Source organism: Capnocytophaga haemolytica (assembly GCF_001553545.1).
Taxonomy (GTDB): domain Bacteria; phylum Bacteroidota; class Bacteroidia; order Flavobacteriales; family Flavobacteriaceae; genus Capnocytophaga; species Capnocytophaga haemolytica.
Genome location: NZ_CP014227.1, coordinates 603,108 through 630,017, shown reverse-complemented (window position 1 = coordinate 630,017; position 26,910 = coordinate 603,108). Strand labels below are relative to the sequence as shown.

Here is a 26,910-nt window from a genome sequence, read left to right as displayed (position 1 = left end):
TTTCGGAACTTTGCTCCACGAAATCAAAATTTAGTTAGTAGTATGGAAATAATGAAACGATTTATTTGTACGATAGTGTTTTCGCTCAGTGTGCTGGGGGCGGTATACGCGCAGCAGCTCACTGTGAAAGGTACCGTTACCGAAGAAGGCACTAAGAGCCCTATCGGGGGTGCGAGCGTGATAGTGAAGGGCACGCAACACGGCACTTCTACCGATATGGACGGGCATTTTACCTTGGCAAATGTACCCTCAGGGGCGGTGTTGGTGGTAAGCTATATCGGTATGCACACCCAAGAGGTGAAAGTAGGTGGGCGCACTACCCTGAACATCACCTTAAAGGAAGATACACAAGAGCTAAAAGAGGTGGTGGTGATCGGTTATGGGACTACGCAGAAGCGCGACCTCACAGGCTCCATTGCCAGCATCAAGACCGAGCAGTTTGCTGATCGCCCTTCGACCAACCCCGTAGCCTCTATACAAGGGAAGGTAGCAGGGGTGCAAATCGTTAATACAGGACGTGCAGGGCAAGACCCTGAGATACGTATCCGCGGCACGAACTCTATCAATGGTTATACGCCTCTATACGTAGTAGACGGGCTTTTTACCGACAACATCAACTACCTCAATCCGCAAGATATAGAGTCGATGGAGATACTTAAGGACCCCTCGTCGCTGGCGATCTTCGGGGTGCGTGGTGCCAATGGGGTGATCATCATCAGCACTAAGAAAGCTAAGAAGGGCACTACAATGGTGAACATCAACAGCTCGCTGGGCTTTAAGACGATCTACGACCGCATCAAGATGGCAAACGGCGATGAGTTTCGTGAGCTTTTTAAAGAAGAGCTTGCCAGCCGCGAAGATGTTGATAACAGATACTTTGATTTTAGTAAATGGACAGCCAATACTGATTGGCAAGATGAGATATTTCGCAAAGCTGCTTGGGTGACGAACCACAATATTAGCATTGCTTCATCAAATGAAAAAAGTAAGTTCTACCTCGGTGCGGGATATACAGAAGAGGAAGGTTCTATCAAGCACGAGAAGCTCAGTAAGACTACGTTGAGCGTTAGCAGTGATTATAACTTGACAGATTACTTGCGTTTAGGTTTTCAAGCCAACGGATCTCGCACTTTACCAGCAGATGCTAAGGGAGTAGCAGGAGCTTTGAAAGCGGCCCCTATAGCTGAGCCTTATGATAGTGCTACTGGACTTTTGAACTATTTGCCAAATTTCCAAGGCACGCAAGTAGGTAACCCCTTGATTGATATAGAGAAACTTGCCAATCATAACAAAGCAGTAAATCACCGCTTAGCAGGGAATGTATACGGAGAATTGGACATACTGAAAGACCTGACTTTTAAAGCAACACTTTCAATGGATTATCGCGTAGGTGAAAGCCGAGCTTACACACCAATCATTTGGGTTTTTAACCGTGACACCAACAAACGAATCAACACGAATGAGCAAGAGAGTATCTCACAGAGCAAATCTACTACGATGGCTACTCAGCAGGATTATATCTTAACTTATAAAAAGATATTTGATAAGCATAATCTCACTTTGATGACAGGGCTTACCAGCAATTATCTTGAACACACTTCATTGAATGGTTCTCGCCAACAAAAGATGGAAGATATTATTTTCTCTATCCCTGATGAGAACGATAGCAAGTGGTGGTTATCATCTATTGGGAATGAAAGTGGTGCTAAAAATGGTTCAGGTCAATATCGCCGTTTTACGATGTCGTACTTATTCAGAGCTTTGTATAACTACGATAATCGTTATTTAGTAAATGCTTCGTTTCGCCGTGATGGAGCCTCAGTGTTCCACAACTTAGGCAATACGTGTGATAACTTCTATTCTTTTGGAGCTGGTTGGGTAGTGAGTGAAGAAGCCTTTATGAAACAGCAAAAGGCAATAAGCTACTTAAAGCTCAAAGGCTCGTGGGGGTTATTGGGAAATCAAAATACGCCTAATAATTACCCTACTTACCCAATATTGCAGAGTTCAGGTAGTGCTGTCTTTGGCGACCGTATTATTACAGGTTATGCACCGAAATACTTAGTACAGAACTTAGGTTGGGAAAAGACCTACGCTTGGGAAGCAGGTGCTGAAATTCGGTTTTTGAATAATCGTTTGAGTATTGAACCTGTATACTATCGCAAAAACACAAAAGACCTTATTGTAGAGCTTGCAAGTTTTGCCGGAGCTAAGAACTCATTGCAGAACTTAGGTGAAATTGAAAACAAGGGATGGGAGCTTTCTGCTTCTTGGAATGATAAGGCAAAAGATAGTGATTTTAGCTACTCCTTTTCAGGCAACCTCACTACAATTAAGAATACTGTGCTCTCACTTGGTAGAGGTAAAGATGATGCCCTCTATAACGGAACAAAAGGTATATCACGCACCTTAGAGGGGCATCCTATTGGACATTTCTATGGCTATAAAGTTATAGGAGTATATCAAAATAATGATGATATTAGCAATTCACCTAAAAATACATTGACTGATGTACTCCCTGGTGACTTAAAGTTTGCAGACATTAACGGTGATGGCAAAATTACCCCTGCTGACCGTACCGAAATAGGTAACCCTACCCCTGATTTTACTTATGGTTTTAATGTAAGCCTCGCTTATAAAGGTTTTGACCTTACTGCTGACTTTATGGGTGTTTATGGCAATGAAATCTACCGTGGATGGGGCGAATCAGAGTATGCAATCCTCAATTATCAGGCACATCGTATGGGACGTTGGCGAGGAGCGGGAACTTCTAATTGGGAACCTGTAATTGACAACAGTCGTGCTATCAATAGGATGAACTCAAATTATTACATAGAAGATGGCAGCTTCTTCCGATTCCGTAATTTGCAGATAGGTTACAGTCTACCTCAGCAAGTATTAGAAAGATTGAAGGTAAAGAAGATACGCGTATATGCCAATGCACAAAACATCAAGACTTGGCATAAGAATACAGGATATACCCCTGAAATTGGGGGTAGCGCCTTAGCTTTTGGTATTGATGGAGGTACTTACCCAATGCCAATGATCTTAACTTATGGTATTAACCTAACATTTTAACAAAGTAAGACTATGAAACGAAATACAATCCATAAATTATGTATTGCGGGGCTGATGGCAGTATGCCTAAGCCTACCTATGAGTTGTGCTAAATTTGACCAAGAGCCACAAGGCGAATGGAAAGATGGTGACCAAAACAACATATCAGGTAGTATAGAGGCTAAGATCTTTACGATGTATGCTAAAATACGGGGGTTCAATATTACCTCAGGAAATGTTGCCTTGGCAATCCATTCTTTCCGTAGTGAAGATGCTGAAAAAGGTTCTACTGCCTCAGATGGTGCAGAACACGGAAGAATGTATGATAATTTTCAATACACATCAACCAATAGCATTATATCGGGTTACTATTCTTCACATTATGAGTTGATACACTTGTCAAATACAGCTATTAAAGAGATCAACGAGATTGAAGAGAGCAAGCGCACTGAGTCGGACAAAGTAAACTTTGCTGAGGCACATTTTTTCCGCGCTTTTGCTTACTTTAATTTAGTACGAGCCTTTGGCGAAGTACCTTTGATTGATTTTGCTATTAATAATCAAGATGAAGCTAATATACCAAAGTCGTCAGTTGAAGACATTTATAAGCTCATTGATAAGGATTTAACCATTGCAGAAGAAGGACTTCCAAGAACTTGGCCTGCCGCTTATGTAGGTCGCCTCACTTGGGGAGCAGCACGCTCTTTACACGCAAAAACTTATCTGATGCGTTCTGATTTTCAGAGTGCTTACACTGCATCTATCGAAGTAATTCAGTCAGGGCTTTACAACCTTAACACTCCTTTTGAACAGATTTTCAGAGAAAGTGGAGAGAATAGTAGTGAATCTATTTTTGAGATACAGTGTACAGCAAATGAAACCTACAAAGCATCAAATGAAGTAGGTAGCCAATTTGCAGAAGTGCAAGGGGTTCGTGGACCTGGTGAATGGAACTTAGGATGGGGTTGGAACACTCCTACCCAAGAACTTGCTGATGCTTTTGAAGCAGGTGATCCTCGTAAGAATGAGACATTACTTTACTTTGTGAAATCAGAAAGTCAGTTAGGTACTATACAGCCTAATACACCATACAACGAAAGACCTATTGCCAATGGTGATGTTGCCAATAAGTACTACAATAAGAAGGCATACACCAACCCTGAATTACGAAAGAAATTTGCAAAGAATGGTTTTTGGTTTAATATCCGCATAATTCGTTATGCAGATGTAGTACTAATGGCAGCTGAGGCTGCTAATGAAATAGGAAACGCAGGTGAAGCATTGACTTATTTAGAGATGATACGGGCGCGGGCACGAGGAAGTAATAGCAATGTATTGCCAAGGATAACCACTGCAGCCCAATCTGAACTTCGTGAGGCAATACACCACGAACGTCGTGTAGAACTCGCTATGGAGTTTGACCGCTTCTACGACTTAGTGCGCTGGGGTGAAGCCTCAGCTGTATTGGGTTCTTTGGGGTATCAACCTAAACACAGATACCTACCTTTGCCTAATAGCCAAGTGACAGCCTCTAATGGAGTATTAAAACAAAATCCTGACTATAATTAATCATTAAATTTAAATAGCGATGAAAAAGATATATATTCTAATGATAAACATAGGGCTGCTCGGTTTTGGGAGCTGCTTTCAAAAATTAGACCAAGACCCTGAGTTCAACTACCCAGAGCAACCCCCTATTACTTATAGCCCACGTAAGTTAGCTCTTACTTTTGAGAATAAGAATAAAGATATGAGTAATTACCACGTAATTACGCAGCAAGATGGCAATATTACTTATCCTGATGGCAAAGTGGGTAAATGCTATCAAGGAGCAGAGAAGTCATACATCCTTGTTAAACCGTCAAAAGCAACTTATCTTGGTGATATCTCCTTGCGTGATACAATTGCCCATCTCGAAAGCTTTACGGTAGCTTTTTGGATGAAAGCTAATGAGAGTAAAACTGGCGGGCTATTTACCATCTCTGACACTAAGGATACGTGGGGAAATTTGGACATTTTCCTCAGTGGGAACAATGTGCCTAATGAAGGTTTCTTTAAGATACAAATGGCACATTACACTGAGAGGACTGTCAATGGTGAAAAGCAGTATAGCAAGTCAAACATTTGGTATACTCCTAAAATAGCAAATACTATTGGCGATTGGGTACATCTGGCTTTCCGCTATGATATTCAAACACGTAAGTTTGATATACTGAGAAATGGTGAAGTAGTTGCTACAAAAGATAACTTTGGCACCCCAGCATTTCACAATATGGGACCTATTGTAATTGGCACTTTTGGTAATGGTGTTACTCCTCCACTTGCGCCAAGCAAGAAGGTAGAGACTTGGATGAATGCTTTCCCTGGTGAGCTCGACCAGTTCTATTTCTATAACAAGGCACTCAGCGATGAGGCTATCAAAGCGTTATATAATGAAAAATAAGCGTTTATATCCTTATTTATATTGTTTTTTTGCACTATTTATACTGTTGGATGCCCCTGCGGCGCGGTCGCAGAATGAGGCTTATGCCAAGGGGGTATTCATTACGCAACAGCACGACTCTATGCCTTATCGGCTGCTCGCACCTCAAAGCCTTAAAAGCGGCAAGAAGTACCCTTTGGTGCTCTTCCTGCACGGGGCTGGTGAGCGCGGGTCGGACAATGAGAGTCAGTTACGCAATGGCGGTACGGTATTCACCAACCCTGTGGCACGCGAGCAGTATCCCTGCTTTGTGCTATTCCCCCAGTTAGGGGTAAAGGACTATTGGTCGCTGGCGAAACGCCCTGCACAAGGCTATAAAGGGGCAAATCCGCTACCTAAGGAAGTGCCCATTACCAAACATTTGCAGACAGTAAAAGCCCTTTTGGACAAGGTGATCGCTGAAAATCCTGTGGACGAAAGCCGTATTTACATCATCGGCATTTCGATGGGGGCTATTGCCACCTACGATATGGTGTATCGCTTCCCCGATAGGTTTGCGGCGGCAGTGGCGATCTGTGGGGCTACTAATATAGCGCGTATGCAAGAGCTCGGTGGCAAGACAGCCTTCCGCCTTTATCACGGCGACATCGACGATGTGATCCCCGTGCGCTACTCACGCGAGGCTTATGAGGCATTGCACCGAAAGGGCAGAAAGGTAGAGTACATCGAGGTGTACGGCGCAGGGCACAACGCTTGGCATCCTGCCTTTAACCGCCCCGACTTCCTCTCGTGGCTCTTTAAGCAAAAACGTTGATCGAAAATGTTTTTTTCACTTATTTACATACTTCAGTTCTTTTCAGTATAGAGGCTAAAACTTCCCATCACCTCACAGCCTCTATACTTGAAGAGAACCCCAAACCTATTATTAGAAAAGAAAATTGCGGGGTATGGGTTTCCCCGACCTTCTGCAAGTCCGTATGCCCCCTTATGGGGGTGGACTAAGGAAGGTTTTTTGTAGTATTATTTTCTATCAATGTAGATGATTGCCAAATTTAGACTTATCTAAAAAGCACTTGACTCCATCCGTACTGATACCGTACCTCTTCCGTACTGCTGACGTTAGAAAAATTTTCTTTTAAGAGGAAGAAAAGAAAGAGGGAAGGTAGTAATTAGAAAGATAGGTTGATTATTAACGATTTAAAGAACAATACTGATTTTTACATGAAAAAAATAAGTTACATCACTTGGATATTATTTTTTATTCTTACCTTTGCCTCGTGTAGTTGCACTAAGGAGGCGGCAAAGCACAGCAATCCGCCGAAGGTAGTGCCTCCGAATGAACAGCCCACACCTCCCACTGAGAAGCCGAGGGCTGTGGTGCCTCGTGAGAAGCATTTCACTAATGATGATGCTTTTTTGGATTATATCCAGAAGGCACATTTCAACTATATGTGGGAAGGGGCGGCACCCAATTCGGGTTTGGCACCTGAGCGCATCCATATTGATGTGCCCAGCAGTGATACACACGTGATCACCACAGGCGGCAGTGGCTTTGGCATTGCAGGGCTGTTGGTGGGCATAGAACGTGGCTTTATCACTCGAGGGCAGGGCTTGGAACGCTTTGAGAAGATCGTGAGTTTCTTAGAGAAGGCTGACCGCTACTACGGGGTATGGTCGCATTGGATGAACGACAACGACGGCAAGACGGTGCCTTTTGGACAGAAGGACAACGGCGGCGATTTGGTAGAAAGTGCTTTTTTGATGCAGGGCTTACTCTGTGTGCGTCAGTATTTTAAAGATGGTAGCAAAGAGGAGCAGGCATTGGCGAAGCGCATCGACACTTTGTGGCGTGCTATGGAGTGGGATTGGTATCGCCAAGGCGGTCAGGAGGTGCTTTATTGGCATTGGAGTCCGAATTATGGCTGGGAGATGAATTTCCCTTTGAAGGGCTATAATGAGTGCTTTATCACTTATATTTTAGCAGCTTCCTCGCCTACGCACGCTATCCCTGCGGAAGTGTACCGCAAGGGTTGGGCGCGTGATGGGGCTATCAAGAGCAGTGCGAGTGAGTACGGCTTTCCGCTCATCTTAAAGCATAATGTTACGGGCGACCATACGGGTCCGCTGTTCTGGGCGCATTACTCGTATATAGGGTTAAACCCCAAGGGCTTGAGTGATGATTACGCATCGTCATACTGGGATTTGAACCGCAATCATACGCTGATTAACTACACTTATTGTGTGCAAAACCCTAAGCACTACAAGGGCTACGGCAAGAACTGCTGGGGGCTTACAGCGAGCTACTCTGTAAATGGATATTCAGCCCACAGTCCGCAGAATGATCTGGGGGTGATCGTGCCTACGGCAGCCCTATCGAGCTTTCCGTATACCCCAGAGGAGTCAATGGCTGCTTTAAAGCATTTTTACAACGACTTGGGCGATAAGCTATGGGGTAAATACGGCTTCTACGATGCTTTCAGTGAGCAAGCGGAGTGGTATCCTGAGCGTTATTTGGCCATCGACCAGCTGACCATCGCTCCGATGATTGAGAACCATCGCACGGGCTTGTTGTGGAAACTCTTTATGAGTTGCCCCGAAGTGCAAGAGGGCTTAAAGAAGTTAAATTTTAAAGTCAAATAGATGATGAAACTTAAGAAGTATACAACTAAAACGCTTTTGGCGGGTGGCGTGCTGAGCTTAGTGCTGGCGTGCTCATCGCCTTCAGGCTCTTCGAAATGGCAGAGCTTCAGCGGCGATAAGAACATTGAGCGCAAGGTAGACTCGGTGCTTGCCCTGATGACCTTAGAGGAGAAGATCGGGCAGATGTCGCAGTTTTCTGCCAATTGGGACGTTACAGGACCTGTGATGCCCGATGACTTTCAACCTTATTTGGAGAAGGGCTTAGTGGGCAGTGTGTTCAATGCAGTAACCGTGCCAGGCGTTCGCAAGATGCAAGAGATAGCGGTGAAGAAAACCCGCTTGGGCATTCCGATCCTCTTCGGTTACGATGTGATACACGGTTATAAAACGATTTTCCCGATGCCGCTTGCCGAAGCCTGCTCTTGGGATTTGGAGCTGATGAAGAAGACAGCTGCCATCGCTGCAGAAGAAGCGGCTGCTGACGGTATCAAGTGGACGTTTGCCCCTATGGTGGATATCACCCGCGATCCGCGTTGGGGGCGTGTGATGGAAGGTGCTGGCGAAGATCCTTTTCTTGGCAGTGCTATTGCCAAAGCACGCGTGGAAGGCTTTCAGGGCGGTAGCGATTGGCATAGCCTCTCGAAGACGAATACTGTCCTTGCTTGCGTAAAGCACTTTGCAGCTTATGGTGCTAGCGAATCGGGGCGCGACTACAACACTGCTGAACTCTCACAGCACACCCTTTGGAATGCTTATCTACCGCCTTATAAGGCTGCTATTGACGCAGGCGTAGGCTCGGTGATGGCATCGTTTAACGAGGTGAATGGTATCCCTGCGACTGCTAATAAGTACCTGATGACGGATGTGCTACGTAGGCAGTGGGGCTTTAAAGGCTTTGTGGTTACTGACTATACAGGCATCAATGAGCTCGTGCCTCACGGCATCGCTGAGGACGAGAAACACGCAGCCGAACTCGCCGTGAATGCGGGTATTGATATGGATATGACGGGCTCTACTTTTATCAAGTACTTGAAGAAATCTGTGGAAGAAGGCAAGGTGTCGGAAGCAGCGATTGACAACGCTGTGCGCCATATCTTAGAGCTGAAGTTTGTGCTCGGTTTGTTTGACGATCCATATAAATTTTTAGATGAGAATAGAGCTAAGAACACCATTCAGAAACCTGAGTTTATGCAGGTAGCACGCGAGGCGGTTGCAGGCTCAGTGGTGCTGCTCAAGAACCAGAACCAGCTATTGCCTATAGAGCCACAGACCCCTAAGAAGGTAGCCCTCATCGGTGCGATGATGAAGGACTCTATCAACGTAAATGGCGAGTGGCAAGGGCGCGGCGATCGCAACCAGAGTGTATCGCTCTACAAAGGACTGAAAGAGGTCTACAAAGGCAGTGCAGTGCAGTTCTCTTATGCTGAAGGCTGCACACTGACCAGCAATACCCCTGAGAGCATTGCCAAAGCAGTGGCTACGGCTAAGACTGCCGATATGGTGCTCGTAGCTCTTGGCGAGGACTTTAACTGGTCGGGCGAGGCAGCTTGCCTTACTGATATACGCTTGAAAGAAGCGCAACGCCAGCTCTTGGCAGCCCTCAAGCAGACAGGCAAGCCGATAGCCTTAGTGGTATTCAGCGGTCGCCCCTTGGCACTCAGTTGGGAGGACGCCAATGTAGATGCTATCTTGCAGGTGTGGTTCCCAGGTACGCAATCGGGCTATGGTATTGCCGATGTACTCTCAGGGGCATACAACCCCTCAGGACGTTTGGTGATGACCTTCCCACGCAATGTTGGGCAGATACCTATCTACTACAACCAGAAGGCAACAGGTCGCCCTGCTGACCCTGCTAATCCTGATGTCGATTACCATTCCAAGTATGAGGATTCACCGCTAACACCGCTTTACCCCTTTGGCTACGGACTGAGCTATACTACCTTTGCGGTTAAGAATGCTAAGCTCAGTAGCCCTACGATGGCAAAGGGAGGCAAGCTCACCATAACAGCAGAGGTGAGCAACACAGGCAAGCGCGATGGGGCGACAGTGGTGCAGCTCTACATCCGCGATAGGGTAGGCAGCGTTACGCGCCCTGTGAAAGAGCTTAAAGGCTTTGAGCGCGTGGTACTCAAGGCAGGTGAGACCAAGACGGTAAGCTTTGAGATTACCGAAGAGCTGCTCTCTTTCTACAATGCTGAGTTGAAGAAAGTAAGCGAACCAGGTAAGTTCACTGTGTGGGTGGGACAACACTCAGCTGATAATAGCAATGAAATGAGCTTTGAATTGAAGTAATTACCTTATATCATAAAGTTAAGGGGCTCCCGAGGGTGGGAGCCCCTTTTGTTTTGTCTTGCAATAAGCTATAAAAGCCATAGATTGTCTTCTTTTGAGGGGGAGAGGAACCTACGTAAAACGATTTCGGCGCGAGCGAAGCTCGCGCCGAAATCAAAGGTAATGCTATGAAAAAATCTACTTGAGATCAAAAGTTACGCGACCTCGAAGGTCTGCTGAAGAGCTACCGACAATAGCCTCAAAGATGCCTGACTCGGCTACCCATTGGTGCTTAGCTGAGTCAAAAAAGGAGAGAGCTGCCTTATCAATAGTGAAGGTCACCGTCTTGCTTTCATTAGGTTGTAGAAATACTTTCTGGAAGGCTTTTAGCTCCTTATAAGGTCGTGGGAGACTGCTCTGCACATCACGTATGTAGAGTTGCACTACCTCTGCCCCAGCACGTTTGCCAGTATTCTTTACCGTAAGCTGAAAAGTCATATTGCCGTCGATAGTTACGGGCTTATCAGCTTGGAGTTTTCCGTAGGCGAAGGTAGTATACGATAGCCCGTGGCCAAAGGCAAACAGCGGTTTTACACCTTTGGTATCCGCATATCGGTAGCCCACTAAAATGCCTTCATTATAGCTCTCATCGTCTCCCCCAGGATACTCACCCAAGGCAATTGCGGGGTTATCTTCTAATTTCACAGGGAAGGTGAAAGGGAGCTTACCCGATGGATTTACATCTCCGCTGAGGACGTCGGCAAGTGAGGTACCCGCCTCTGAGCCGAGATACCAATCTTGCACAATTACAGGCACTTGACGCTCCCAAGGCATCGCAGTGGCATTACCTGAGATGAGCACCACTACCAATCGCTTGTTGGCTTTGGCAAGTGCGCTTATCAAAGCATCTTGTCCGTAGGGAAGCCCGTAGGATTTGCGGTCATTACCTTCGCAATCCTGCCCATCGTGCTTGTTTAAGCCCCCGATAAATACCACAACATCAGCATTTTTGGCAAGTGCGATTGCCTCACGTTGCATTTCATCGGCAGGGCGATGATCTGTGATATCGTTACCTTTCAATCCGTCCTGATCTTTATAATCATCACTGGAATAACCTCGTGCAAATTCTACCTTTACTTGATTTGCGAAGCGTGCCTTTAGCCCGTCGAGAGGAGATACCTCTTTTGCGGCCTTCAATTGCGAGCTTCCTCCCCCGATAGTCATCATTTTGATAGCATTTTCTCCAATTACAGCTATCTTTTTCACCTTTTTGGGATCGATAGGTAGTATATTCTTCTCATTTTTTAGAAGTACAATAGCTTCATCTCCTATTTTACGCGCAATTTCGAAGTGTTCGGGCGACGCAAACTGCCCAAAAGGGCGATTAACACTCATTGTAGTGCGGAAAATCAATCGTAAAATGTTGCGTACCTTAGGATCGAGCACCTCTTTTTCATTATATTCACCCGATTTGAGCTTTTTGAGGAATGGATCTGCCAAGAAATAGTTATCGTAGGCATTTGATTTATTCTCAAGCATCCCGTCCGTCCAAGTTCCGAACTCCATATCCAGTCCATTTAGGGCAGCAGCCTCGGTGTTGTTCACTCCGCCCCAATCAGATACCGTTACGCCATCAAATCCCCATTCTTTGCGAAGGATATCTTGCAGTAAATACTTGTTTTGACAAGCCCACTCGCCCTTATATCGGTTGTAAGCGGGCATTATAGCCCACGTTTTGCCCTCAAGCACTGCGGCTTTGAAAGCGGGCAGATATATCTCATACAAAGCTCGGTCGTCAACCTTGACGTTCACAGTATGGCGGTTCTTCTCTTGATTGTTCAATGCGAAGTGCTTAACACAAGCTGCCACCGACTGCGATTGCACTCCACGGACATAAGGTACGACCATTCGAGACGCCAAAAACGGATCTTCGCCCATATATTCGAAGTTTCGACCATTGAGCGGCGTGCGATAGATATTAACCCCAGGACCCAAAAGTACGTTTTTATTGCGATAGCGCGCCTCCTGCCCTATCGCAACCCCATAGAGATGCGCCATTTCGGGGTTCCAAGTTGCCGCAAGCCCTGTAAGTGCGGGAAATGCGGTACATTTATCATTCGTCCATCCTGCTTGATCCCACTCGTCCCAAAGTACCTCTGGGCGAATGCCGTGAGGTCCATCGGTCATCCAATTTTCAGGGATGCCCAACCGTGGTACACCCGCAGAGCTGAACTTTGACTGGGCGTGACATAGGGCTACTTTTTCCTCCAAAGTAAGTCGCGAAAGCGCATCTTCCACGCGTGCCTCGATGGGGGCGTCTACATCTAAATAAAGTGGTTTTTTCGCCTCTTGTGCAACCGAGTTTTGCCCCCAGAAAATAGCAAAAATGGCTGCGGAAATCAATTTTGTCTTCATAAAGTTCCTTATTTTGTGAGATACGGTTTGATAATTTTAGTCCAAAGTATATAACCTTCTCGATTCATATGAAGATTATCCTCTAAAAATAGATCAGTTCGCAGTTTTCCATCGCTATCGTACATCACTTTTGTGATATCAATATAGGTGTAACCAGCTTCAGCAGCGTTTTCTTCCAATAAACTGTTGACTAAAAGTTGATCTTTTAGCTGATCTTCCTTATGTTTGGAAGGTTTGAGGGATACGACATACAAAGGCACCTGAGGATAATCCTTTTTCAGTTTTCCGATGAATATGCGGAATAGATCAAAGCACTTGACCGCGTTTACGCCCTCCTTGTGCTGCCCTAAATCGTTCTCGACGTAAAGCACGATATTGCGAGGTTGGTATCCGTGAGCGATCACCTTATAATTATAGATCATATCTCGCAGTGTTGCACCCCCGTAGGAACGTCGGATAACCTTAAGTGGCGCAAAATCCTCGTAAATTGTATTCCACATATTTATAGACGAGCTTCCGAGGAAAAGTGCATCACATTGTTTATCCTTAAGTCGCTTATTTTCCTTCTTGTAAGCATCTATATCCTTTTGATATCGCTTGATCCACTCAGTTTCATCAGTTTGGCGAAACGGAATCACCGTATCGATCGTAATGGTTTGTGACCACGCAGACGCAGAAAAGAGCGCTGCTACTAATACATATAATTTTTTCATCTTAAAATAGTTTTATATTATGAAATTTATTAAGTTACATTATTAAAAGTTCGTAGTATTTATAAAATTCATTAGGTTTTACATCTTTAACTTATTATCATTTGTAAAAAACAACGAGTTTAATACGATTATACCCATAAAATTTGTGATTTATCATAGCTAAACTGTCGTTAAGCTGTAAAAACATCGGATAGTTTTACAAGTTAATTGTAGTTTACTTGTATTTTCTTACAATTTTTCATAAAATAACAGCTGTTAACTTATCGGGAATTGTTATTTATGGTAAGTTAACAGCTGTCGTATGAATGTATTCTATGATTTTTGTAAAGTTGAAGATGTTTTACTTGCTTTACGCTACCGTATCAACAAAGATACGACTGCGTTAGCGGGTATCGTTTGCGTAGTTTTGCTATTTCCGACCTGCAAAGTAAGTGTATGCGACTCTTTTTCCTTGTTGATGAGCACCACACCTATTGATTTGTCGGGGTTTTCAAAAGCTAAACACTGTACAGTCGGCATATTTTGGTACTTCACACCGATGCGCACAGCCTCAGGCTTTATCACCGCCGAAAGATGCCCGATAACGAAGTAATGAGAGTTGCGCGTGATCTGTGTATAACCATTTGAGGCAATATCAACCGCGCCAAAGCAGGTTTTGCAGCCACCTTCGCGGTTCGGAGCTCCTTTCTCGTCGAGCATCAGGTTCCATACCAGCACCGCACTACATCCATTTTGCAACGTACGCAAGCCTAATTCCTCCATATCTTCGGTCAATCGGCGTGAGAGGTTTCTGCCATCATTCCAAGTTCCGATCGAGGTTTCTGTAAAGATGACTTCCTTATCGGGAAATGCGTTTTTCACGCGTGTAATCTCGTCTGCGCTACCTCCGTAATTGTGAAATGCCGAACCCGCAACGTATTTAGCAGCCTCAGCGTCCTCCAATATGCGTGTTGGGTAATTTTTCTGGCTTTCAATCCCGTCATAATTGTAATTATGGTCGAACAAATACACCTTAGTTGCCAAATTGTGCTGCTGAAGGGTTTTGCCGAGGGCTTGCTTTATGAAATCGCGCTGCTCTTCCCAACCCATATACATCGAAGCTGAGTTCCCGCGGTTGAGCGGTTCGTTTTGGATAGTCAAAGCTGTGATCGCGATGCCATTATCGCGCATTGCTTCAATCCATTTTGCAAAATATTCAGCGTAATCGGAGTAAAACTTGGGGTTAAGCTGCCCACTTGTCCATTGATTATGAGTTGTAAGGTCGGAAAGTGAGTTCACCTTCATCCAACGGGGAGCTGTCCACGGCGAACCTATGATTTTCAACTGTGGATTGATAGTTAACACCTCTTTAAGTATGGGAATGATGTAATTCTTCTCTTCGTCGGTAAGGGCAAAGTTCTCAATGCCTTCTTTATCGCAAAGTGTGTATTCGCTAAGTGAAAAATCCGAGCAACCAATGGAGATGCGCACATAGCTACTTCCCAGCCCTTGCGATGGAGAGAAAGTTTGGGTAAGGAAAGCTCTGCGATTTTCGGGAGTCATCTGCATTAAGTTGTAGCAAGTTGAGCCTGTGAGTGCTGCCCCAAAACCATAAACAGTCTGATACCGTTGTGAAGGTGAAATGACGATAGAAGCACGGTCGTAAGATGCGGCAGGTAATAGCCCTGCTGTGGACTCGACGAGCTCCTGACTGCGATCGCCAGTAGTGGTGAGGATTTTAACAGTCTTGTATTCGGTTTGTCTTTGGGCAGTGCAAGACAGAGCAGCTGCCCAAAACAAACCTACTATTAGAAAAGATGAAAATATTCGTGTCATAATCCTTAATAACCTGGGTTTTGAGTAAGTTTGATATTCTTATTTCGTTCTACCTGTGGCACAGGATAGAGGATGGTTTGCTCGTTAAGCGGATACATCTGCTTAAGACGGCTACTATCGCGGTTATTAAGTGTGTTCATTGTTGAAATAGCGGCATCATTACGTACCAAATCAAACCAACGGTGTCCTTCAAAGGCAAGCTCGAGGCGTCGTTCTTTCAGCACGGCTTCTTTCATAGCCTCTTGTGAAAGCGTAGTTGCTATCGGTGCGAGTTTTACCCGAGTGCGCACTTGGTTAACTAGTGTCGCTGCTTCTTGCACTTGACCTAAGGCTGCGTGAGCTTCTGCCTTCAACAGGAGAATATCAGCTAAGCGTAGCTTAATCACGCTATTGGCTCCTGAACGGATTTTGTAAAGGAAGGCATATTTATCCGACGGGTAGTAAAACGACCACGAAACAGGGTCATATACAATTGAGGCTTCTTTACGGATAGCATCGCCCTCAGCATCAAATGCCGCTGCTAAATCACGAGAAGGTGTACACCACTTTCTCCAGTTATTTCGGCTATTACTGTTGATTAAATCAATACCAAAAAGCCCCGCTAACCAGTTTCGTCCACCTGTCGAATAGGTAATCTCGAAAATTGATTCTGTAGAGTTTCTTAGCTTAGCGTCAGACTTGGTATCGTTCACTGCAAAGAGATCACGATAGTCGGCAACTAAGGTAAACCCTGAGTTTATAACGTCGTTACAATATTGAATTGTCTTATTGTAATCGCGCATAGGCTTCTCGGCGTATACTTTTGCTAGCAAAGATTGTGCCACAGCTTTCGAAAGTATAAATTTATTTCCCGATTGCACTTGTGGGGCATCTGCAACAGCTTCTTCTAAGTTACTGATGATTAGCTTGTAAACATCTTCTACTGAACTTCTCTCCACATAGAAACGCTGGTAAAGATCTTCAATGTTTTCTGAGGTAATCTCAGGAAGATCCTCAGGTGGCAGTGGCAAACCTCCCCAAAATCGCACCATATCAAAAAGCATCCACGCCTTAAGTATACGCGCTTCGGCTTTCCACTGACGGCGTTCAGCCTGAGTAAGCGAACCATCGGGCACTTTGTCAATATTTGATATCACACGGTCGGCAATAGTCACGCCTTCGAGATATTTAGGCCAATCGCGTGTGATATTCTTGTTGATGGGGTCAGGGTTGCATTGCTCTACTTGTGTAAGCTCGACATCGGCAGCACCTGCGTAAGCATTATCCGAACGTGTTTCCGTATTTACCATATAGTCGAGCATCCAAAACTCTTGCCCAGCACCTCTCATAAAGGTATAGATAGCTTCGTATTGGGATTTCATCTGTTCCTTGGTGTCTATCTTTGTAGATGAACCACTATTCTGCATATTCTTTTCGTTAAATTCAGAGATAGGATCTTTATCTAAACTACACGCAGTCAGACTTATAAGTATTGTTGATATGTATATGAATCTTTTCATATCGATTTTCAATTTGCAAAGTTATAAAAAATATTTCATATTAGAACTCTATATTCAAGCCAAATATAAAAGTTTTTGTTTGAGGGTAAGTTCCATAGTCGATACCAAGGAATGACCCTGATAGATTTTCATTTACTTCTGGGTCAAAACCTTTATAGGAAGTAAGTGTCCATAGGTTTTGAGCGGTAAAGTAAGGCTGTACCTTGTGTATTCCATACTTCTGGAGTGCGTCAGTAGGAACACTGTAGGCAAGTGTCAAGGTTTTGAGCCTCACATACGATCCGTCCTCCACCCAACGAGAAGAGGCTTTGATGTTATCTGTACCACGAACGGCGCGTGGTATATCAGTCACATCGCCTGCCTTACGCCAACGGTTTAGCACATCAATTGATTGATTCTTACCGTCGTACATCCCTTCGGTCTCAATACGTGAAGCGTTGTAAATATCATTGCCATACGAACCTTGGAAGAATACGCTTAGGGTAAAGTTCTTATAACTGAAATCATTGGTAAAGCCAAAGGTGAAATCAGGGTTCGGATCACCAATGTAGGTCTTGTCTGATGAGTTAATCTTGCCGTCGCCGTTTAGGTCGCGGTATTTGATATCCCCTGTCTGAGGGTCTACTCCATCACTTATCAAGCCCCAGAACTTACCCAATGGTTGTCCTTCGGTAAGGCGTACCACATTTTCAGAGGTCACATTGTTGATCAGCGCCCCATCATAGATTTTTTGGAGCGTAAGCTTAGTGAGCTCATTCTTGTTAAACGAGATGTTGAAATTAGTATTCCAAGTAAACTCGCCTGTAAGGTTACGGCTATCAATATTAACCTCAAGCCCTTTATTGGTCATTTCCCCTTCGTTGCGGTAAATCTTCCTAATAGGGGATGTCGCAGGGAGGTCAACTTCTAAAAGTAGGTCTGTCGTTTTTTTAAGATAAGCATCAACGGCTAAATTCAATCTGTTCTGGAACAACCCCAAATCTATACCGAAGTTCGTCTGTGTAGTAGTCTCCCACGTAAGGTTCGGATTAGAGAAGGAATTAGGCGCCAATGTTATCATAGCATCTCCCTTGCCTGATTCCCACCAGTTCTGGCGCGTAATACTATAGCGCTGCAGGTAGGCATAGGAGGAAATCCCTGCTTGGTTACCCGTCTGCCCCCAACCTCCACGGAGCTTGAGTTCACTAAGCCAATCAACATCCTTTAAGAATTCCTCTTGTGAGATACGCCATCCTGCTGATACCGAAGGAAAGTATCCCCAACGCTTCCCTGGGGCTAACTTAGAAGAACCATCCGCACGGAAGTTAGCTGTAAGCAAATAGCGACTATCATAGTTGTACGACACACGTGCCAAATACGACATCATCGCCCACTCTTGTGCCTGCGTAAAGCTACCCTTAGGGTCTATCTTATTGCCTGCATTGAGCGTTCTAATATCTGCATTGAGAAAATGAGAAGCATACATTTTGTTCTCGTCCATTTTGTAATCGGTGTATGAAGTACCCGCCAAGAGCGAAAGGTTATGCTTGCCAAGTGTTTTATCATACGTCAGGATATTATCAAAGGTAAGCAAGGTATGTGTATCTCTGATATCCGCAGCCGTACCGTGTTGCTGGCGACCATAAGAGGTGAGCTTAGGGTCGAGCCAATTTGTCTCGTGATGTGTAAGGCGGTCTATCGCAAAGGTCGATTTATACTTTAAGCCTTCCAACAGCTGAATGATTGCCGAGCCACTCCCCACAAATCGATTATTCTTTGAGAGATCTTCTGCCTTGCGCGAGATATTTTCTACAGGATGCGTAATATTCACCCCTTTAAAGTCATTGTAATACTGCCCTTCCTCTCCTGCTTTGCTACTCCAAATAGGCGCATATCGAGGCGTATTAATCACCGAGAGCACCACCCCCGCACGGTTGGCACCATTCCCAGTGATAATGTTGTTCGAGGAATAGTCAGCATAAGATAAGTTCGTTTCAAAGGTAAGCCACTTGCGCATCTTAGCCTCTAAGTTCAAGCGCACATTGTAACGCTCAAAGAACGAACTGCGAACGATTCCATCGTCCTTCGTATGCCCTGCTGAGAGGTAATACTTCGTATTTTCAGAGGCATTCGATACCGATATCTGCTCATTGCGGTTAAAGCTGGTGCGGAAAGTTTCCTTATACCAGTCAGTCTGGTCAGTAAGCCCTGCCAAGTTCGATTCTGCAACAGCACCGTTGTCCTTCATCAGCTCGCGGTACTGCTCCGTATTGAGCGAGTTGATCTTCTTGGCAATCTGCGACATCCCTATATAGGTGCTCACCGATACCTTAGGCTCATTGCGGCGCCCTTGCTTAGTAGTGATCAGCACCACCCCGTTGGCAGCTCGCGAACCGTAGATCGCTGCTGAAGAAGCATCCTTAAGCACCTGCATATTTTCGATATCGGTAGGGGCAATACCACTGATATCCTGCACAGGCACCCCATCGACTACATAAAGCGGGTCGTTCGATGCGCTGATAGAAGTATTCCCACGGATACGCACCGCTAAGCCCGCCCCTGGTGCCCCACTGGGCTGCACCACTTGGATCCCCGCTGCACGCCCTTGTATTGCCTGTGCCGCTGAGGTAACGGGGCGCTGGTCGAGGTCCTTGGTCTTCACCGCAGTGATAGCCGTAGTAACGTCGCCTTTCTTCTGAGTGCCATAGCCCACGAGCACTACCTCATCGAGGTCTTGAGTAGCTTCTTGAAGCTTTACCCGCACAGTGGCTGAAGTCACCTTTACATCCACCGTCTTATACCCCACCGATGAGAACTCAAGCATCCCACCACGAGGCACATCATTCAAAGAAAAGTTACCATCAAAATCCGTAGCAACTCCCTTAGTAGTACCCTTTAGTAGCACCGAAACACCTGGTAGCGGTGCCCCCTGTGCATCGGTAACCGAGCCTTTTACCTGCTGAAAGTTCTGCCCTTGGGCAAAACCAATAAAAGCTAGGAATAAGGCACATACCATCACAATTTGTTCCTTACATACTTTCATAAAATCACAATAAAGTTTAACAGTTTTTTAATTTATTTACCATAGAAACACTTTCGTTTCTTCACGATGCAAAGATAAAGCGAAATTGCACCACCATTGCGTTAAGGAGTGTAAAAGTACTATTCAGAAAATATACTACGCTGAATGTTAATATTATATGAATTTTTATCCCCTAAAAAAAGTACTTCATTTTCGTAAGTAAAGTGCCAGAAAGATGTTTACGGAACTGGATAATATAGTTAATAAGCGCTTGTTTTAGTTGTTAAAGAGATGCAAACTACTTGTGTGTTTTTATATACTAGCCCTCAAGCTCTGATCTTCTTTACTTCCTCCTCAAAGGCATCACGCTCACCCTTGGCTTTATTGCGCACCTTGGTGCGGTAGTTGTAGACGGTTCGCAACGAGTAGCGCAAGAATTCGGCTATCTTGTTGCTATCAGTGATCCCCAGACGTATGAGCGCGAAGATGCGCAGCTCGGTGTTGAGCAGTTCCCCCTTCTTAGGGTGTATCTGTTCCTCGTCAAGGAGTAGGGCGTTGAAACGCTCCACAAAGTGCGGATAAATATTTAGGAAGATCGTATCGAAATTCTTGTACAGTGCCTCGAGTTCTTCCTCTACTATGGTGTTGGATTTCAGTAGCTTTGTGATATCTTCATACTGCTTTTTAGCAGCTTTTTTGTAAAGGAGCTTGCGGTAGTTCTCTATCTTATCAATATAAGCCGAACACAGGTTGAAGAAGTGCGCAATGTATTCCTCCTTAATCAAGTTTGCTTCCTGCAAGTCGTGATTCATCTGCGAGAGTTCGCTGTTTAATACTGCCAGCTGTTCGTTGCTATAACTCAGCTCACGACGTGCTTTGGTAAGCCGTTTTACTTGCTTGAATACGAATAACAGTGCAACGATCAGCGCCAGCGATAGCACGCTGATAAGGAGTAGATAGCCCTGCAACACCCGCTTTTGGTGCATTTCCTTCTGCTGATAAGCCGCATTGATAATCGTGTAGAACGAGGCTCCTTCTTCGGCTCTGTGGCGCACATTGCAGAAAACAGCATCGTCAATAGCCATTTGGATAAAGCGGTAAGCCTTGTCAATATCGCCCTTCTCATAATAGGTCAGCGCGAGACTTTGCAGCGAGGCGTTGTCTTTATTCGTGTTGCGTATGTCGGCAATAGCAGAGACAGCAAAGTAATACTCCTGTAAGTCGGCATTGCCTTTATCCTTGTTGATAAGTCCTAAGAAGTAAGCGATGATAGCACGCTTAGGGTCGCTATCGGGAGTTTCTTTCAGTAGCGAAAGGAACCTTTGTTCTGCCTCACTTTTCCCATCATAAAAGGCTTTAATGCTACTATCGATCTTATATGGCAGCGACTGGCTATCCAAGTAGGTAAGCAACGAGTCGCGGTAGTAATTAGAGATGGTAAAGTAGTGAGTGTTATTCGCACTTTGTCCGTAATGACTATAAAAAGCATAATAAGAATCATAGTAGTCACAGAGTGCCTCGCGTGAGAGACGTTGTTTCTTAGTACTTTTGAGCAACTCCAATGATTCGACGTACATCCCTTTCATCGAGTAAAGCCGCGAGAGAAGTATGTGCACCTCATCCTGTCGTGCTGTATCTCCCAACTGCTGCGCTATCTGTCTATTCCTAATGAGATACGCCACCGCTGAGTCAGCTTTAAACTTGTAGTACTCTTCATATAAAGCTTTGTTGAGCCTATAGTGCGCCTCTTGAGTGCTGGCTTTGCGCAATTGCAGCTTAAGAGCAGCTATCTTGCGCTCCTTTTGCTGTATATACTCAGGCGATTGTGCTATGGTCTTGTTCAGTAACGCCAGCACTGAGTCTTTAGGCTGCTGTGCCCAAAGTCCCAATGTTAATAAGCTGATTAAAAAGAATGTATAGTTTCTCATAAATTTTGGTATCGCCTCTCCTCTACTACTCTTCACCAAAGGTCAGCTCTGTTTGCGTGCCATCCGTAGTAGGCTCTTCAGGGGTGGTCATCTCCTCATCTCCAAATGCCTCAACAGGAAGCTCCTCCTCTACAGGCTCTTCATAAGGCAGCGGCTCTAAGTGCTTTACTTCCTTCACCTTGTCAGTGGTAAGCTGATTGCCTAATGCCTTAATACCTTTCACTGCAATAAACTCCTCAAGATTGACTGTTAGCGGCTCTTTGTCCTTGCCCTTTTCTTTGGTGAAAACCACTTGTGCCATAGGTCGCCACTCGGTAGAGACAAACAACAACTGCGACTTAGGGTGCTCACTGATGATCGTCTCCTCGCGGTTTTCATTCTCCACCACAAAGCGCTTCACAAACACACGCTCCTTCTCCCCATCGTAGTAGATCACCGAAATAGGCTTCTCAGGTACCCATTTCTCCATTACAAGGATATTATTCTCAAAGTGCAAACTCAGCTCAGGGATGATGGTCTTTAGTTGCCCTTCTTTGGTGATAAGCAGCATACGGTCGTCGCCTTTGAAAGCTCCCAAAAGCCTACCGCGTTCGTCGGTATTGAGCCTCTTGACAATATCGTCAAACCATATCTTGCGCGGCTTGAGTGTGGAAACACCCTTCTCCTTGAGCTCTATGCGCTTGATAGCAAACTTCGATACCAAGTTGCCCTTCACTGCACGCCCTTTGATGAGCGTATCGGCAAAGTCAATATCCCATTTGAGCTTGCGGATACTGCCTGCCTGCCGCAGATTGACCGTTACCACCTCAGCCTCTCCATTCGGATTAGCCGTAAAGTACAGCACCCGCGAATCCTTATGTGCTGGGATAAGGCTGTACTGCTTATCGCGCGTAATGCCCGTAACGTTAAATCGCTTGATATACGAGAAGCCCGTAGTGCCGTCCTTGTAAATCATATTGTAGATCGTGCGCTTGTCATCCCTCTTGAATACTGCTGCGTGGATAATGCCTTTCTCAAAGTATTGCTTCTCGCTGACCTTCGCCACGTACATCGCACCGCTCTCGGTGAATACAATCACATCGTCAATATCACTGCAGTCACCTATGTATTCATCCTTCTTTAAGCCTGTACCCACAAAGCCCTCTTCGCGGTTTACGTATAGCTTCATATTGCGCACCACCACTTTGGTAGCCTCAATGGTGTCAAAGGTACGGATCTCCGTGCGGCGTTCCTTACCTTTAGCATAAGTCTTTTTCAGTCGTTCGAAGTGAGCAATAGCATAGTCCACAAGGTGTGCGAGGTGGTTCTTTACCTCCTCAATATCCGCCTCGATCTTCGCAATATTCTCATCTGCTTTGAAGGAGTCGAAGCGCGTAATGCGTATCATCGGTATCTGCGTGAGCCGTTGGAGGTCATCATCTACGATTGCGCGCAAGAGGTCTTTCTTAAAAGGTTCAAAACGCTTGTAGAGGTATTGATAGAGGCTCTCTCGGTCGGAGTAATTCTTAAAGTCAATATACATCTCCTCGCGGATGAATATCTTCTCTAACGATGCCAAGTGCCACTGGGTTTCCAATTCTTTCAGGGCTACCTCCAACTCCTCTTTGAGGATCTCAACCGTACTATCGGTACTGCGGCGCAGCATCTCCGAGACGCCCAAGAAATGCGGCTTATTGTCCTCAATCACGCAGCCAATCGGCGATATAGAAATCTCACAATCGGTAAAGGCATAGAGCGCATCAATCGTCTTATCGGGTGAGATGCCATTGGGCAAGTGCACCATTATCGCCACGTCCTTAGCCGTATTGTCCTCTACCTTCTTTATCTTGATTTTGCCTTTCTCGCTTGCCTTTACGATATTCTCTTGCAGCTTATCCGTAGTGGTGGAAAACGGGATTTCCGTAATGCAGAGCGTCGCCTTATCCACTTGGGTAATCTTCGCCCGCACACGCACACGCCCGCCGCGCGCCCCATCGTTATAAGCACTTACGTCCATAATGCCCCCTGTTGGGAAATCGGGATAGAGCTCAAAAGGTTTCCCTTTGAGATAGGCAATAGAAGCATCGATCAGCTCCACAAAGTTGTGTGGCAATATCTTGGTTGAAAGCCCCACGGCAATCCCCTCCGTACCTTGAGCCAACAGCAAAGGGAACTTCACAGGTAAGTGTATTGGCTCTTTCTTGCGCCCGTCGTAGCTTGCCTGCCACTCAGTAACCTTGGGGCTGTAGACCACATCCAAGGCAAACTTCGAGAGCCGCGCCTCGATGTAGCGCGGTGCCGCAGCATCATCACCGGTGAGGATATTCCCCCAGTTTCCCTGCGTATCGATCAGCAGCTCCTTTTGCCCCAACTGCACGATGGCATCGCCAATACTCGCATCGCCGTGCGGGTGGTACTGCATCGTATGTCCCACCACGTTCGCCACCTTGTTGTAGCGCCCATCGTCTAGCTCTTTTAAGGCGTGCATAATGCGGCGTTGTACGGGCTTAAAGCCGTCCTCAATCGCTGGTACGGCGCGCTCCAAAATCACATACGAGGCATAGTCGAGGAACCAATCTTGGTACATCCCCGTTACTTTGATAATCTTATCACCCTGTGATGGTGCTTCTTGCGTTGTATTTTCTTCCATCGGTTACGAATGTTACTTAGTGGGGCAAAGGTATATCTTTCATCTCAATTATTAGGAAACTCTTCTTGTAAAAATCTTGCAAAAGAACCTTAACGCCTATCTATCAGCCTCCTAAAAGAGTTAATGAATGCCTATCCTAACGATACGCTGATTTAAATATTTATAACAATAAGGAATTTTATACATCAAACGCGCTATTAGTGGAAAGCGCTTTTGGTCATAATCACTCATAAAGTACTCTTTGTCAAGGTGTATCTTCGGGTTCCACTGCTCCATATCACGCGTGTGTTTCTCACTCCATTTGAACTCCGCAGGGGCTCCTCCATCCATTGTACGCAAAGCATCGTGTTTACTCGCTTTATTTACAAGCATAGGAGCTAACATATCAAATAGCACCGTAGCCTCCTTAAATTCAGCACATAACTTATCAAAAAATACTCGTACTTCTTCTCTACTGAAATACATCAGCACTCCCTCAACAATGATAAGCACAGGTTTCTGATGTGCTTTTACAATTTCAATCCATTGATAATCAAATAGCGACAGCTCCAAAAACGTATGCTTAGGGCTTTCGGTAAAAAACTGTCTGCGCAGCGCTATCGACTCAGGTAAATCCAACTCATACCAATGTGTAATATCTGGGCATCCCAAGCGCTCATAGCGTGCATCCAAGCCTGCCCCCAGCTGTATCACTACCGCATCAGGATGTTGTGCAATGAAGCCACTCGTCTCATTATCAATCAAGCTAGCGCGTATACATACCCCTATTTGCGACATTACCACCTTCTTGAACTTCGAAAAGTCGTAGTTGATATGCCCTATAATTTCCACAGCCTTCTCGTCACGCAACAGCGGCGAAGGCTTACCCGTTTCAGTAGCCTTTGCCCACAGCGTAATGAGCATTGTCTCAGGTATCTTACTCAGTGATTCTGTATTTACTGACATAATTCGCTCTTTTTAAATTCGCCGCAAAGATACAAAGTTTTCCCTCAATCACAAAAACAGTTCCTCTGGCAGTGGCACAAAACCCGTAAGCCACCTATCTGCTTGCGGAAGTACCTCCTTACTGCCTATGCCTATAGCCATCATCCCAGCACTCTTTGCCGCCTGAATGCCCGCCGAAGCATCTTCGAACACACAACAAACCGACGACGGAAGCTCCAACCCCTCAGCAGCCTTCAAAAAGACCTCTGGGTTCGGCTTGGCTTTGCTCACCATAGTGCCATCGACAATTGTGTCAAAAAAACTGACGATACCCGTCCTTTCCAGTACCATACGCGCATTTCTGCTGGCTGAGCCCAATGCGATCTTCTTACCTTTCGCTTTTAGCGCCTCTAAGAACTCCTTCACCCCAGGTAGCAGCTCGCTAGCGTCGATATGGCGTACTTGCTCCAAAAAAAACGCGTTCTTGCGTAGCGCCAACTCCTGAAATGCCTCTGGTGAACAGTCCTTACCCGCCCATTCTAATATCCTCTTGAGCGAATCCTCTCGCCCAATACCTTTCAGCGCCTCATTATGCGCTGGGGTAAGATCTAAACCAAGCTCTCGAGCGATGGCTTTCCAAGCCTCGTAATGGTGTTTGGCTGTGTCAACCAACACACCATCTAAATCAAAAATATATCCTTCCATTGTTATTTATTGCGTTTGTCTTCCCCCCACAGCAGTTTATTGCGAAGGGTTTTTATAAAGCTATCTCCCTCTAAGCGTATCATCTTTACGGTGAAGTTCGCCTTACGAATTGTCACAGACTTCTTCTTTGAGAGTGAAATCATATTCGAGTCTATTGAGAGGAGGTACTTCTTCTCACGCCCTTCCACCGTAAGCCTTATCTCCGTATCGTCGGGTATTATCAAAGGACGCGCATTGAGGTTGTGCGGTGCGATAGGCGTCAGCACTAAGTTTTTTGCAGCAGGCATTATCACAGGTCCTCCACAGCTGAGCGAATAGCCCGTCGATCCCGTAGGGGTAGCCACAATAAGCCCATCCGACCAGTAAGAGCTCAAAAAGTCATCGTTCAGGTACGTATCTATGGTGATCATCGAAGCGGTATTCTTGCGACTGACGGTAATCTCATTCAGTGCAAAGTTAATTTCATCAACAGGTGCTCCCGTTTCGCTGAGCACCGCTTCAATCACTGTGCGTTCAATCACCTTATAGGTCTTCTCGCGTAGCTCAGTCATCACCTCCTTAAGGTGCTCCTTTTGCGCCATCGCCAAGAAGCCTAAGCGTCCCGAGTTAATCCCTAAGACAGGAATATTCAAGTGCCGAATGTAAGTAATAGCCTTCAGCAGCGTACCGTCGCCACCAATAGTGAGCATCACATCGAATGAGGGGTTCAGGTCGGCAAACTCCGCAAAAGTCTGCGCACTGTCAAAGCGCGAAGAGCGCTCCGAGAGCTTCTTAAAAACCGTCTCTTCGATGAAAATATCGTCCGTAGAAGTAAAATAATTGAACAACTCTGCCAAAATAGCCTCATTCTCTTCGGAATACTGCCGTATGTAAATAGCTATTTTCATCGCC

16 protein-coding genes are annotated in these 26,910 nt (G+C 45.5%); 6 read left to right on the top strand and 10 right to left on the bottom strand.

Features of this window, described 5'->3' with window-relative positions:
* The first annotated feature begins 42 nt into the window (after positions 1–42).
* The 6 genes from AXF12_RS02765 to AXF12_RS02740 all read left to right on the top strand — a co-directional run bounded on the left by AXF12_RS02765 (position 43) and on the right by AXF12_RS02740 (position 10,411).
* Entirely contained in the window at positions 43–3,078 is a 3,036-nt protein-coding gene (locus tag AXF12_RS02765; protein ID WP_066428115.1) for a SusC/RagA family TonB-linked outer membrane protein, read from the top strand.
* Between the two features lie 12 nt (positions 3,079–3,090).
* The gene (locus tag AXF12_RS02760) at positions 3,091–4,626 is read left to right on the top strand and encodes a RagB/SusD family nutrient uptake outer membrane protein (RefSeq protein ID WP_066428114.1); all 1,536 of its coding nucleotides are present in this window, start codon (positions 3,091–3,093) and stop codon (positions 4,624–4,626) included.
* Between the two features lie 19 nt (positions 4,627–4,645).
* Positions 4,646–5,500 (top strand): LamG domain-containing protein, encoded by an 855-nt coding sequence (locus AXF12_RS02755; protein ID WP_074860864.1) that lies wholly within the window; start codon positions 4,646–4,648, stop codon positions 5,498–5,500.
* Complete coding sequence (locus tag AXF12_RS02750; RefSeq protein WP_066428111.1) at positions 5,490–6,293, top strand: carboxylesterase family protein; 804 nt, start codon at positions 5,490–5,492, stop codon at positions 6,291–6,293. Before AXF12_RS02755 ends, AXF12_RS02750 begins: the two co-directional genes overlap by 11 nt.
* A gap of 407 nt (positions 6,294–6,700) precedes the next feature.
* Positions 6,701–8,119, top strand: coding sequence for a glucoamylase family protein (locus tag AXF12_RS02745; RefSeq protein ID WP_066428110.1), 1,419 nt, complete (start codon positions 6,701–6,703; stop codon positions 8,117–8,119).
* A gap of 3 nt (positions 8,120–8,122) precedes the next feature.
* Complete coding sequence (locus tag AXF12_RS02740; RefSeq protein ID WP_066431720.1) at positions 8,123–10,411, top strand: glycoside hydrolase family 3 N-terminal domain-containing protein; 2,289 nt, start codon at positions 8,123–8,125, stop codon at positions 10,409–10,411.
* A 177-nt stretch (positions 10,412–10,588) separates the two neighbouring features.
* On the opposite strand, the gene AXF12_RS02735 is transcribed toward AXF12_RS02740, so the two are convergent.
* The 10 genes from AXF12_RS02735 to AXF12_RS02690 all read right to left on the bottom strand — a co-directional run bounded on the left by AXF12_RS02735 (position 10,589) and on the right by AXF12_RS02690 (position 26,906).
* On the bottom strand, positions 10,589–12,805 hold the full coding sequence (locus AXF12_RS02735) for a glycoside hydrolase family 3 C-terminal domain-containing protein (RefSeq protein ID WP_082752961.1): 2,217 nt from the start codon (positions 12,803–12,805) through the stop codon (positions 10,589–10,591).
* Positions 12,806–12,813: 8 nt separating this feature from the next.
* Positions 12,814–13,518 carry an SGNH/GDSL hydrolase family protein gene (locus AXF12_RS02730; RefSeq protein ID WP_066428109.1) on the bottom strand — a complete coding sequence of 235 codons (705 nt, stop codon included), beginning with the start codon at positions 13,516–13,518 and terminating at the stop codon, positions 12,814–12,816.
* Between the two features lie 354 nt (positions 13,519–13,872).
* Positions 13,873–15,333: a glycoside hydrolase family 30 protein gene (locus AXF12_RS02725; protein ID WP_066428108.1), complete on the bottom strand. Its 1,461-nt coding sequence runs from the start codon at positions 15,331–15,333 to the stop codon at positions 13,873–13,875.
* Between the two features lie 5 nt (positions 15,334–15,338).
* Complete coding sequence (locus AXF12_RS02720; RefSeq protein WP_066428106.1) at positions 15,339–16,832, bottom strand: RagB/SusD family nutrient uptake outer membrane protein; 1,494 nt, start codon at positions 16,830–16,832, stop codon at positions 15,339–15,341.
* Positions 16,833–16,872: 40 nt separating this feature from the next.
* The gene (locus AXF12_RS02715; protein ID WP_066428104.1) at positions 16,873–19,854 is read right to left on the bottom strand and encodes a SusC/RagA family TonB-linked outer membrane protein; all 2,982 of its coding nucleotides are present in this window, start codon (positions 19,852–19,854) and stop codon (positions 16,873–16,875) included.
* Between the two features lie 305 nt (positions 19,855–20,159).
* On the bottom strand, positions 20,160–21,761 hold the full coding sequence (locus AXF12_RS02710) for a DUF6377 domain-containing protein (RefSeq protein WP_066431717.1): 1,602 nt from the start codon (positions 21,759–21,761) through the stop codon (positions 20,160–20,162).
* Between the two features lie 25 nt (positions 21,762–21,786).
* Positions 21,787–24,390 carry a DNA gyrase/topoisomerase IV subunit A gene (locus AXF12_RS02705; RefSeq protein WP_066428102.1) on the bottom strand — a complete coding sequence of 868 codons (2,604 nt, stop codon included), beginning with the start codon at positions 24,388–24,390 and terminating at the stop codon, positions 21,787–21,789.
* Positions 24,391–24,510: 120 nt separating this feature from the next.
* A complete protein-coding gene (locus AXF12_RS02700) occupies positions 24,511–25,314 on the bottom strand; it encodes a class I SAM-dependent methyltransferase (RefSeq protein ID WP_074860879.1) in 804 nt (267 codons plus the stop codon).
* A 69-nt stretch (positions 25,315–25,383) separates the two neighbouring features.
* Positions 25,384–26,019: a beta-phosphoglucomutase gene (gene pgmB / locus AXF12_RS02695; protein WP_066428098.1), complete on the bottom strand. Its 636-nt coding sequence runs from the start codon at positions 26,017–26,019 to the stop codon at positions 25,384–25,386.
* Between the two features lie 2 nt (positions 26,020–26,021).
* Positions 26,022–26,906 (bottom strand): NAD kinase, encoded by an 885-nt coding sequence (locus AXF12_RS02690; RefSeq protein ID WP_066431715.1) that lies wholly within the window; start codon positions 26,904–26,906, stop codon positions 26,022–26,024.
* Positions 26,907–26,910: the final 4 nt, after the last annotated feature.

What these genes read in the sequence shown, in the direction of transcription:
- AXF12_RS02765 (WP_066428115.1), top strand. Translation starts at nt 43, where the DNA reads ATGGAAATAATGAAACGATTTATTTGTACGATAGTGTTTTCGCTCAGT.
- AXF12_RS02760 (WP_066428114.1), top strand. Translation starts at nt 3,091, where the DNA reads ATGAAACGAAATACAATCCATAAATTATGTATTGCGGGGCTGATGGCA.
- AXF12_RS02755 (WP_074860864.1), top strand. Translation starts at nt 4,646, where the DNA reads ATGAAAAAGATATATATTCTAATGATAAACATAGGGCTGCTCGGTTTT.
- AXF12_RS02750 (WP_066428111.1), top strand. Translation starts at nt 5,490, where the DNA reads ATGAAAAATAAGCGTTTATATCCTTATTTATATTGTTTTTTTGCACTA.
- AXF12_RS02745 (WP_066428110.1), top strand. Translation starts at nt 6,701, where the DNA reads ATGAAAAAAATAAGTTACATCACTTGGATATTATTTTTTATTCTTACC.
- AXF12_RS02740 (WP_066431720.1), top strand. Translation starts at nt 8,123, where the DNA reads ATGAAACTTAAGAAGTATACAACTAAAACGCTTTTGGCGGGTGGCGTG.
- AXF12_RS02735 (WP_082752961.1), bottom strand. Translation starts at nt 12,805, where the DNA reads ATGAAGACAAAATTGATTTCCGCAGCCATTTTTGCTATTTTCTGGGGG.
- AXF12_RS02730 (WP_066428109.1), bottom strand. Translation starts at nt 13,518, where the DNA reads ATGAAAAAATTATATGTATTAGTAGCAGCGCTCTTTTCTGCGTCTGCG.
- AXF12_RS02725 (WP_066428108.1), bottom strand. Translation starts at nt 15,333, where the DNA reads ATGACACGAATATTTTCATCTTTTCTAATAGTAGGTTTGTTTTGGGCA.
- AXF12_RS02720 (WP_066428106.1), bottom strand. Translation starts at nt 16,832, where the DNA reads ATGAAAAGATTCATATACATATCAACAATACTTATAAGTCTGACTGCG.
- AXF12_RS02715 (WP_066428104.1), bottom strand. Translation starts at nt 19,854, where the DNA reads ATGAAAGTATGTAAGGAACAAATTGTGATGGTATGTGCCTTATTCCTA.
- AXF12_RS02710 (WP_066431717.1), bottom strand. Translation starts at nt 21,761, where the DNA reads ATGAGAAACTATACATTCTTTTTAATCAGCTTATTAACATTGGGACTT.
- AXF12_RS02705 (WP_066428102.1), bottom strand. Translation starts at nt 24,390, where the DNA reads ATGGAAGAAAATACAACGCAAGAAGCACCATCACAGGGTGATAAGATT.
- pgmB (WP_066428098.1), bottom strand. Translation starts at nt 26,019, where the DNA reads ATGGAAGGATATATTTTTGATTTAGATGGTGTGTTGGTTGACACAGCC.
- AXF12_RS02690 (WP_066431715.1), bottom strand. Translation starts at nt 26,906, where the DNA reads ATGAAAATAGCTATTTACATACGGCAGTATTCCGAAGAGAATGAGGCT.